This window comes from Oscillochloris sp. ZM17-4 (assembly GCF_019599295.1).
Classification (GTDB): domain Bacteria; phylum Chloroflexota; class Chloroflexia; order Chloroflexales; family Chloroflexaceae; genus Oscillochloris.
Map to the genome: position 1 here is coordinate 72,253 of NZ_JAIEWN010000009.1, position 10,953 is coordinate 83,205.

The window sequence follows — 10,953 nt, forward strand, 5'->3', positions numbered from 1 at the left end:
CCCGGCTGGACTTCTTCCTGCTCGGGCCGGTCATCGGCTACCTGCTCTACTGCTGGGTGAGCCGGCGCTGGGGCCGACCGCAGACGCTGATGGCGATCGGCATGGGCGCGATGCTGCTCCACGCCGGCCTGCATATCGCCCTGATCGCCCGCGCCTACCTCTTCGACACGGGCCACGACCGGCTGATGGACTACGCGATCATCTCGCTGCTCAGCCTGCCCTTCCTCACCGAGCCGCTGCGCGCCGACTATCTGGCCACCAGCGCCCTGGCCACGCCCGGGCGTCTGATCATCGAGGTCGTCGCCCTCCTCGCCGCCGCCGCCGGCCTGCTGGCCCTGCGCTGGCGCGCGGATCTGCTCCGCCGCGCCGAGGCGGCCCTGCTCGCCCGGCGCACCCTCCTGCTGCGCCTCATCGCCGTCGGGGTGGTGCTGCTGGCCGGCTACGCCTACCTCGTGCGTCCGCAGATCATCGACGCCGACCTGCTCTTTAACACGCGCGGCGGCTGGGGCGACCCGCTCACCCGCGACCCGGCCCTGGTGGCGGGCGATGTGCGCAGCGGCCGGCTGACCCCCGATGAGGCGCACACCATGGCCGGCGTGGTGATGCGGCCCGGCCCCTACTGGTTCTCTCAGCCCGACCTGGCGGCCACCCAGGAGCAGCGTGCGCGCCTGGCGGCCGAGCGCGGTCCCTGGCGCGGCCCGCTCTCGAACCAGACCAGCAACTGGCTGCGGCTCCAGGGCTACATCGGCGCGCCGATCCACCTGCCCGTCGTGCTCTGGTACAACGAGTTTAAGACCATGAGCTGGTGGCAGCGGCTGACGATCGACCCATCGACGCTCACCTCGGCGCCCGCGCCGCTGCAGAACAAGGAGACGATCCCCCTGGCGAACCTGGTGCGCGTGGGCTGGTATCTCTCGCCCCTCGGCATCATCCTCGGCGTGGTGGGCTACGCGCTCTGGTGGCGTCGCGGGCTCGACCGGGCCTCCTGGCTCTTCCTGGTGGTCGCCTTCGTCGGCACCTTCTTCTTTGTCCGGCAGACCTACGGGACGTCCGACCAGACCTATATCTACATCCTGCGCCGCTTCGTGCCGATCGCCTACCCGGCGCTCAGCCTGGGGATGGCGTATGCGCTCGCTGCGCTTGGGGGGTGGGGGGTGGGGGGTGGGGGGTGGGGGGCTACGCCCCAACCCCTAACCCACAGGCTCCGACTCGTCCTTGCGGCAGGCCTTGTGGCACTTCAGCTTGCCTTCTTCATCGTCACCAACCAGCCGATCTACCGCCACGTGGAGTACGCCGGGGCGCTGGGGCAGCTCGATGCGGCCGTGGCAAACTTTACGCCAGGGCGGGATGTGCTGCTGATGCGCGGCGGCGGCCCGATCTGGTCTGAGGCCCGCGATGTGCCGGATCTGGTGGCGACCCCCCTGCGCTTTATCTACGGCCTCGACGCCTTCACGGTGAAGAGCAGCCGCCCGGGCGCCTACGCCGACAGCCTGGCCGCCGAGGTGGCGCGCTGGCAGGCGGAGGGCCGCCAGGTCTATCTGCTGCTGAGCGCCAGCGGGGCCGGCTTCGCCCTGCCGGGATACCGGCTGGAGCCGGCCGGCGGCCTCACGCTCGATATCCCTGAGTTCGAGCAGCTGACGAGCCAGAAGCCGCGCAATGTCGCGCGGCTGACCCTGCCCTTCCAGATCTACCGGGCGCTGCCTGCCAGCTCGGGCGTGCTGGATACCGCGCGGCTACCTCTGACGCCAGATAGCTTTGCGGCCCAGGTGTACGGCTTCTACCGCCCCGAGGATCGCGCCGACGGCAGCCGCTACGCATGGACGAATGGCGACGCGCTGCTGCGCCTGGCCTGGCCGGGCGGGGCCGCCGCGCAGACCGTCCGCCTGACCCTGGCCGGCGGGGATCGGCCGGCGCACCTCGGCCCAGCGCGCGTCTGCCTCTCGGCGCGGCCCGAGGATGGCGTGTGGCCGGAGGTCTCCGACGCGGCGGTGGATCTGGGCTGCGTGGAGGTGTCCGACGCGCCGGCGGAGTACGCGCTGCGCCTTGACCCGGCTGCGCTGCCGCCCGCGCCTGGCGGCACCCTGCTGCTGCGGATCACCAGCGAGTCGTGGGTGCCCGCCGCCGAGGATTCGCGGCAGACCGACCAGCGCTCCGTCGGCGTGCAGTTCGGCGGGATGACGGCGTCGCCGTAGGGTTGGCTCGCGAGCCGCCCCTACCTCATATAGTTCAATGGGTGTGCCAGCGAAGCTGGCACACCCATTGAACTATATGGAGGTTTCTAGCGAGCCTCGTAGACGAGGAACGTCGGCCCCCGGCCATCGGGGAAGCTCGGCCCCGCCGCGAGGGGGCGCGGGTCCGGGCCGAGGAGCGGCGCAAGATCGGCAAGCTCCTGATCGATGAGGTAGCCTGAGATCAGGACGCGGTCGCCCGGCTGCGCTGGCGCCGACAGCGTCGCCCGGTCAAACGACTCGACATCCAGGCCGGCGCGCAGGAAGGCGAATACGTCGTTGGTGGAGATCTCGTACGGCACATAGATCTTCCCGCCTGACGGGCTGCCCGCCGCGTCGCGCACATACACGCCCATCTGGCTCTGCACCGGGGAGAACCCCATGAAGACCTCCGGGTCGGGCGGCATGATCACAAAGTAGATCCACACGTTCAGGGCCAGGGCCAGCCCCAGGCATGCGGACGCGGCCCAGGAGCGCATCCGGCGCCTGCCCGCCGTCTCTGGCCACACCATACGCAGCAGCTCGGCCATGCCGAGGGCGGCGATGGCGCATGAGAGGGGCGCGGCCTCGAATGCGCGCATGCCGTGGGGCGAGTCGAGCGCGAGGGCGCTGGGCAGGAGGCTGACGCCGAGTATGGCCAGCATGAACAGGCTGCGCCAGCCCGTGAGGCGGCGCAGCAGGGCGGCCATGCCCAGCAGGAAGCCCAGCCCGGTTATGTAGTCGAGCATGGGGCGCCCGGGGGCGTGGTGACGCCCGTTCAGATCGCCCTCGACATTGAACATGAGGATGTGGCGGCGCAGGCTATCGTCGAGCACGGCCAGCGGCGCGCGGCCCTGGCGGGCGCTCTCGCCGAGCACAAAGACCTCGCTGACCCGGCCGTTAAAGTCGTCCGGCTGACGAAGGGCGTAGCTGAGCAGCGGGGCGAGGACGAGCAGGCAGCCCAGCGCCGCCGGCAGCACAGCCATGAGCCAGCGCCTCCACGCTCTGCGCTCGATCAGCGTCGCAAGCGCCAGCAGCCCGCCCATCAGCGGCGCAAACCGGCCGATGTGGTAGGTCTGGGCGGCCAGCCCGAAGCATGCGCCCGCCAGCAGGCCGCCGGCGACAATCGCAATCGGCCGCGAGGCCCGCCCCGGCGCGGGCCGCAGGGCGCGGTCGAGTAGCCAGAGGCCGCCCCAGGTGAGCAGCGGCTCGAAGATCGTGGGGAATGAGAATCGGCTGATCGTGATCTGCCAGCTCGAGATCGCCACGAGCAGGGCGGCCAGCAGCCCCACGCCGCGCGCGGGGAGGCCCGGGGAGGCGGGGGCGGCGCCCTCCGCGAGCGTGCTGCGGGGTGGCTCAGCGAGCGTGGCGGCCAGCCGGGCCATGAGGGCGTAGACCGGCAAGACGGTGAGCGCGCCGACGATCGCCGTCACCAGGCGCATCGTCCAGACATGCACGCCGATCAGCTTGATCGCCAGCGCGAAGACGTAGATCGTGAGCGCCGGCATGCTCACCCGCCCCTCGGCGATATACACCGGCGTGTACAGCGGGTCGCTGTTGATGCGGAGGGCGGCCAGTCCGTGGCGGGCCTCGTCGCGCCAGAGGCCGAATGGCAGGCTGTCGATCCGGTAGAGGCGCAGGGCGAGCGCGAGGGCGACGATCATGCCGAGCAGGAGGGCGGCCTGGGCGCGGCCGATCTTGGCCGAGGCCGGCGCCCAGAGCCCCGCGCCCAGGCCGTCGGCGGTGGCGAGCAGGAGGAGCAGCCCGATCAGGGCCAGGGCGATCGCCGGGCCGACCATGGCCTGGCTGTTGAGCGCGCCCTGGGCCACGGCCAGCATGCCGAGGCCGGCGATCGTAAGCGTCCCACCGGCGACGCGCGCCCGCCCGGCGGCCCGGCGCCAGGGCGCCAGGGCGGCAGTGCCGAGCAGCAGGCTCAGCAGGCCGAGCGCCCAGGGCGTTGGCGGGAGCGCCCATGCCAGGCTGTAGGGGGAGCGCCAGGCCCAGACGCTCAGTGCCAGGCCGAGGAGCGCGATAGTCGCGCTGGCAAGCGTCGCCGGCAGCCGTGTCGCCTGTGGCAGCGCCATGTGCACGAGCCACGCCCCGCCGGCCGCAGCCAGCCCAACCGCCCAGCAGAGCAGCAGGCTGCGGGCCAGCGCCTCGGCGAGCCCCCCATCCAGCCGAGCGATGCGCAGCCAGTCGAGGGGGACGCCGAGCGGCCGGTAATCGCGCGCGTCGTCGCTGGCCCCTGGCCTGCTCATCGCGCTGACGAGGTTGATCCGCTGCGCATCGCCGGCGAGGGTGGCGGCCGCGCCGGGCGGCAGCAGCACATGGTAGAGCCGCCAGCCGGGGATGATGTCGAAGGTGGCGAACCGCTCGTCGCCACGGGACAGTCTGACCTGCGGCGTGCCCTGGGACACCAGGCGCTCGCCGCTCAGCCGCAGGGTGATCATGGCGGCGGTCGAGGGCGCGCCGTGGAGCAGCATCCGGGCCTGCGGCCCGCTCCAGCGGAAGATCGCGTCCTGGCCCGGCTCGGGCTGGTAGAACCCCCAGAGGCTGCGCGCGGCGTCGGAGCTGCGGGCGTCGACCCGCAGGGGCGGCGCGGACGCGATCGCGGCGGTGAGCAGCGCGAGCAGCGTGAGCAGCAGGGCCGTGGGAAGGGCGAGAGACATGCCGAGCCGGCGTGGCCCGCTACCTGGGGCGCGAGAGGGAGGAGCCATTGGTCACTTGCGCTCGCCGAGGATGGCGGCGCTGTGGTGGGGGCTGATCACATCGGCGAGGTGGCGCGAGAACTGCGGGACGCGGCGCAGACCGCTGCGGTGCAGGAGAACTCGCAGGAGGACCCGCAGCGTCGCCAGCCCATAGACGACCGAGCGCCGGAAGTTCACCGACGACGCCTCGGCGAAGTAGCGGGTCGGCACGGCTATCTCGCCAATGCGGAAGCCGTAGAGCACCGCCTGGGCGATCATCTCCGTGTCGAAGACAAAGTCGTCTGAGTTGAGCAGGAAGGGCACGGTCTCGATCAGGCGGCGGTTGTATGCGCGAAAGCCGGTGTGGCACTCCGAGAGCCGCAGCCCGAAGACGCGGTTCTCACAGATCGTGAGGAAGCGGTTTGCCACATACTTCCAGATCGGCATCCCGCCCTCAAGCGCCGGGTTGCCCGTCTCGCCGGGCGTGCGCAGCAGCCGCGAGCCCAGCATCATATCGCACTCGCCGGCCAGGATCGGCGCGATCAGCGCCGGGATGCACGTCGAGTCATACTGATAGTCGGGGTGCAGCATCACCACAACATCGGCGCCGGCCCGCAGCGACTCAAGGTAGCACGTCTTCTGGTTGCCCCCGTAGCCGCGGTTCTGGATATGGGGAACCACCTCCAGCCCAAGCTGTCGGGCGATGGTCACGGTCTCATCCCGAGAGACATCATCGACCAGAATGACATGGTCGACAATGTCGTGCGGGATGTCGTGGTATGTCTGCTCAAGTGTGCGGGCGGCGTTGTAGGCCGGCATCACCACCACAATACGCTGCTGCACTGCCATAGGTAACCTTGAGATGTGTGGGTAAGCCTTGTATTGCCGACAATTATAGCAGAAAAGCTATTCCGCGCAGCCGTTTTGCGCAGCGGCTCCTGGGCTGATGCACCGCTTCCGGCCCAGCCGGCCCCCATGGCCGCAACTTCACATCGGGGGTTTTGCTGTATGATAGCCCAGGTGTGAGGGCGTAGACAAGGCGTGCAGGAGCTGTACCGCTTGGCGTCGGGTGTCATGTTTCGATGCGCTATCCCTGTCCACTGGCCCCTGTATCCTTGTCGTAGTGTCGAGCTATACAGATGTTTCGACCCCGTCGCCTGAGCGACACCCCCCCCCCAGGCCGAACGCGCTCTGCCCAGCTGCTGACGGCCGCCTGGGGCCTGGCCTGGTCTGGCGGGATGCCTCTGGCGCTTGCCGCCATCGCCATGCTTGTGGTGCTGGCCGCCTACCAGGTGCCATTCCAGGGCCAGATCAGCCTCGTCGCTGACCCCTCCCCCGTGGTCCTGAGCGGGGTCTACGCGCCAGAGTCGACGCTCTCCGGCACGGCTCAGCGCTGGACGTCGCCGCAGGCGCGCATCACCATCCCCGGTGTGGGCGCTGGCGACGCCATCATGCGCCTGCATCTCTTCGGCGGCAACGCGGCGGACGCGGGCCGCACGCTCCAGATCCGCGCCGGCGACCGCGATCTGGCCCAGGTCACGCTGCGGCCCTCGTGGCAGGTGATTCTACTGGAGGTGCCGGCCGGCGCGTTCGACCTGCGCAGCGGCGACCTCACGCTGGATCTTCGGGTCGCGGCGCTCTATGCGCCCCAGGACCGGCGCGAGCTCGGCGTCTCGCTCAGCGATCTGGATCTGTGGCCGGTGGCAGGCCCGCGCGCGTGGCCCCTGGGCCGCGCGCTCCAGCTCGTCCTCGTCTCCACCTTGATCCTATGGGCGCTGCGCCTCGCCGGCCTGGGCGCGCGCGCCGCGGTGAGCGCCGCCTTGGCGCCGCTCCTGGCCCTTGGCGCCGCCCTGGCCCTGACTGCCGGTGGAGATCACGCGCCGCGCTTTCAGGCCGCCCTCGCCCTCGATGTGCTCACACACATTCTGCCGCTCACGCTCGCCCTGGCCGCGCTGCTGCGCCTCGGCACCTCCAGCTGGGCGCGCGCGCCTGGCGGGGCGCGCTGGGCGGCACCGCTGCGCGTCGCGGTGCTGCTGATCTTCACCCTGCGGCTGTCCGGCGTCGCGCACCCACAGTTCGTCCCCATCGATCAGGAGCTGCGGGCCAACCAGCTGATCGGGATCGCCGAGGGCCGCCTCGCCGACGTGCTGCCGAGGCTTGAGCAGCAGCACGAGTGGGGCACCCGCGAGGCTGTGCCCTACTCGCTGTTCACCTACTACCTGCTTCTGCCCCTGGTGTGGCTCACCGATAGCCGCGACCAGCTCGTGGCCGCTGTGAAGCTTGTCACGGTGCTGGCTGACGCCAGCGTGCCCTTGCTGCTCTGGGCGATGCTGCGGCGCGACCCGCAGGGCGGCGAGGTGGCGGCGTGGGCCGGGCTCACCTATGCGGCGCTGCCTGTCGGCTACATCTTCTTCCACGATGGCAGCTTCCCGACCACGCTCGGGCTCTGGGTGACGCTGGCCGCCCTCGCGGCCTATGTCACGCTGGTTGCCGAGTACGAGCCGCCAGCGGGGTGGCGGTCGCCGGGCGGCGCGCTGCGCTGGCTGCTCTGTGCGCTGCTTCTGGCCTTCGCTATCGCGGCCTATGTGACCCAGGTCGTCTTTGTGCCCTTTCTGGTGGGGGGGCTGGCGGCCAGCCTGATCATGCTTGGCGATGGGCCGGGCCAGCGACGGGCCGGCTGGCGGCTGACGGGGCTCCTGGCGGCCGGCCTCGTGGTGGCCTGGCTGCTGGTCTACGCCGGCTACACGGTGACGCTCCTCACGCGCACCATCCCGGCCTACCTGGGCCTGATCGCCGCGCAGGGCACGGTCGGGCGTGAGGCGGACAGCTTCTTCGGCACGCCGATCAACAGCTTCCCCCAGCACCTCGACGCGCACTTCCGCGTCTGGCCAGTGCTGCTGGGTAGCGCGGCCCTAGCGGGCCTGCTCAGCGGACGCCGCCGGCTGTGGGCCGCCCACCTGGGCCTGGCGTACGGGATGTTCATCGCCGCCACCTCGCTCGCCGAGCTCGTGTTCGGGCTGTGGAACAAGCACATGTATTTCGCCGCCCCCGGCGTGGCCCTGCTGTCCGGCAGCGGCCTGGCCTGGCTCTGGCGGCGCGGGCGCGCCGGGCAGGTGATCTGTGTCGCCCTGCTGGCGTCCCTCTTCTGGTCTGGCGCGGTCGCCTGGGCCAATCGGTCGATATGGTACATCCTGCCGCCGAGCGCCCTGTAAAAAAATGATGGTGCTGCGGCGTGGCATACGCCACGCCGCAGCACCATCACACACAGGGATGCGTGGGGGCAGCGCCTACCCCCGGTAGGCCAGCAGGCGCAGGCCGTTCAGCACCACCAGGATCGTCGAGCCCTCGTGGCCGACGACGCCGAGGGGCAGGGGCACGCCGATCGTCAGGGTCGAGATGACCAGCACCACCACCACCGCCATCGCGAAGGCGATATTCTGCCAGACGACGCGCTGGGTACGCTTGCTGAGGCTCACGGCGTAGCCGATCGCGCCCAGGTCGTCGGACATCAGGACGATGTCGGCCGTCTCCAGGGCGGCGTCGGTGCCGGCGGCGCCCATGGCGATCCCGCTGGATGCGGCGGCTAGGGCCGGCGCATCGTTCACGCCGTCGCCGACCATCGCCACCGGGCCATACTTCGCGCCCAGCTCCTCGACGAGCCGCAGCTTATCCTCGGGCAGCAGGCCGGCGTGGACCTCGTCGATCCCCAGGCGGCGGCCCATGGCCTCGGCCACGCGGGCGTTATCGCCGGTGAGCATCACGATCCGCTCGATGCCGGCGGCGCGCAGGGCGACCAGCTTCTCGGCGGCGTCGGGGCGCTCGCGGTCCATCACCGTCACCATGCCGAGCCAGCGGTCGCCCCGGCGGGCCAGCAGCACCGTGCCGCGGCCCTCATCGGCCAGTCGGTCCATCTCGGCCAGCATCTCGGCGGGGACATCCACTCCGGCCTGGGCCATCAGGCGCGGCGTGCCGACCAGCGTCTCCTCGCCGTCCCAGCTGGCCCGCACGCCCATGCCGGTCACGGCGGCGAACTGCTCGGGCTCGGCGGGGGAGAGGCCCTGGGCGTTGGCGTAGGCCATGATCGCGCGGGCGATCGGGTGCTCGCTCGGCTGCTCGGCGCGGGCCACGGCGGCCAGCAGATCCTCGGCGCTTACGCCGGGCTGCGGCAGCACGTCGGTCAGCTCGGGGTGGCCGAAGGTGAGCGTGCCGGTCTTATCGAAGGCGATGACCTTGACCTTGCTCAGCTCCTCCAGGTGGGCTCCGCCCTTGAAGAGCACGCCCTTGCGGGCCGCGTTGGCGATCGCGCTGAGCAGGGCCGCCGGCACGCTGATCACCAGGGCGCAGGGCGAGGCCACGGTGAGCAGCACCATGCCCCGGTAGAAGTTCTCGCTGAAGGGCACGCCGAAGATCGAGGGCACCAGGGTGATGAAGAGCAGCACCGAGACGATCACGCCCATGGCGTAGTACTGCTCGGCCCGGTCGAGGAAGCTCTGGGTGCTGGCCTTGCGCGACTGGGCCTCGCTGACCATGGTGATGATCCGGGCCAGGGTGCTCTCGCTGGCCGGCTTCGTCACCAGCATATCGAGCGCGCCATTGATGTTGAGCGTGCCGGCGAGCACCGCCGCGCCCTCGCCGCGCTGCACCGGCATCGACTCGCCGGTGATGGCCGACTCATCGAAGTTGGCGCTGCCGCGCTGGATCTTCCCATCGAGCGGCACGCGGTCGCCGGGGCGCAGCAGCACCACATCGCCCACCTGCACCTCGTCGAGCGCCATCTCCACGATCTGCTCGCCGCGGCGGATCGTCACCGTATCAGGGCGCAGCTCCATCAGCGACGAGATCGCCCGCTCGGTGCGGCGCATCGCGTAGCCCTGCAGCACGTTGCTCAGCGAGAAGAGGAAGAGCAGGATGGCACCCTCGGTCCATGCGTCCACGTAGGCCGCGCCGAGGGCCGCGATCACCATCAGCAGGTCAACCTCGATCGTGCGCTCGCGCAGGGCGGCGATGATCGCGCGCACCGCGTAGAACCCACCCACGACGTAGGTGGCCAGGTTCACCGCCAGGTGTACGCCCGCCGGCGCGCCGAGCTGCTCGGTTATCAGGCCAGCCGCGATCCCGGCCAGCGTCAGCGCCACAAAGAGCGGCTCGATAAATTCGTCGTTCAGTTGCAGCCGCAAACCGGGACGATCCTTGGTCTGTGTGTGAGAAAGCGTAGACATAGTGGGTCTCCGTTGTAATGTTGAATGTTGAATGTTGAATGTTGAATGTTGAATGTTGAATGTGGTGCTGACATTCAGCATTCAACATTCAACATTCAACATTAGTACAGCACCTGCTGATCCTCGGGGTCGAGCTTCTGGATGAGCTCATCGCCCAGCCGGGCGAAGATCCGCTGGGCGAACAGCTCCATCCAGATGAACTGTCGGGCGATGAGCACCATGTTGATGTTGGTGGTGACGGTGGCGGCGGTGATCTGGTGTCCGCTCGATATCAGGAACTCGGTCTCGTCGGAGACGACGATCAGCGTCTCCTGCATCCGGTGCAGCTGCGTCTCGCGCTTAGGGTGGCGCACCACCTGGCCAAGCTCAAAGGGCAGATCGCCGGTGAGGATGACTCCCAGGCAGATGCCGCGGGCGTGGGCGGCCTCCAGGTGGTGGCGAAGGTCGCTCACATCGGCGTCGGTCAGCACCAGCATCAGCTCGCTCTTCGCCGCGTCGATCAGGTCGGCGGCGTAGTTCAGGGCCTCGCGGCGCCCGCTGAAGTTCCAGAGCCGGCCGGTCTTCTCGCGGTTGTAGAGCGGCAGCAGGGCAGAGCGAAGATCCGCCGCCCGTGTGTGGGCCTCGCGCTCATAGCGGTCCAGCAGCATCTCCGGGGGTACCGGCTGGTAGAGGGTGGCCTTCTCCTCTACGGACTTCAGCACGGCCCCGCGCGCCTCCAGCCGCCCCAGGGCCTCGTAGACCATCGAGCGTGGCACGCCCGATGTCTTGCTGACCTGGTAGCCGGTGGCTGGGTTCTCGCCGAGGAGCGACAGGTAGACCTTCGCCTCGTACTCGGTCATC

General features: G+C 70.1%; 6 protein-coding genes. 2 read left to right on the forward strand and 4 right to left on the reverse strand.

The annotated features are described in order from the left end of the window. The coding region (locus K2Z83_RS09480) for a hypothetical protein (protein WP_220594929.1) at nucleotides 1-2,192 on the forward strand (2,192 nt) is incomplete at its 5' end. 86 nt (nucleotides 2,193-2,278) lie between these two features. Here the strand turns inward: K2Z83_RS09480 and K2Z83_RS09485 are convergent. Continuing rightward, the gene (locus K2Z83_RS09485; protein WP_220594930.1) at nucleotides 2,279-4,876 is read right to left on the reverse strand and encodes a hypothetical protein; all 2,598 of its coding nucleotides are present in this window, start codon (nucleotides 4,874-4,876) and stop codon (nucleotides 2,279-2,281) included. A gap of 51 nt (nucleotides 4,877-4,927) precedes the next feature. Beyond that, the gene (locus tag K2Z83_RS09490; protein WP_220594931.1) at nucleotides 4,928-5,743 is read right to left on the reverse strand and encodes a glycosyltransferase family 2 protein; all 816 of its coding nucleotides are present in this window, start codon (nucleotides 5,741-5,743) and stop codon (nucleotides 4,928-4,930) included. 389 nt (nucleotides 5,744-6,132) lie between these two features. On the opposite strand from K2Z83_RS09490, the gene K2Z83_RS09495 reads away from it, so the two are divergent. Beyond that, nucleotides 6,133-8,106, forward strand: coding sequence for a hypothetical protein (locus K2Z83_RS09495; protein WP_220594932.1), 1,974 nt, complete (start codon nucleotides 6,133-6,135; stop codon nucleotides 8,104-8,106). Nucleotides 8,107-8,181: 75 nt separating this feature from the next. On the opposite strand, the gene K2Z83_RS09500 is transcribed toward K2Z83_RS09495, so the two are convergent. Continuing rightward, nucleotides 8,182-10,194, reverse strand: a complete 2,013-nt coding sequence (locus tag K2Z83_RS09500) for a heavy metal translocating P-type ATPase (protein WP_255603657.1) — start codon at nucleotides 10,192-10,194, stop codon at nucleotides 8,182-8,184. Nucleotides 10,195-10,214: 20 nt separating this feature from the next. Further along, complete coding sequence (locus K2Z83_RS09505; protein ID WP_220594933.1) at nucleotides 10,215-10,952, reverse strand: TrmB family transcriptional regulator; 738 nt, start codon at nucleotides 10,950-10,952, stop codon at nucleotides 10,215-10,217. Between the last annotated feature and the right edge of the window lies 1 nt (nucleotide 10,953).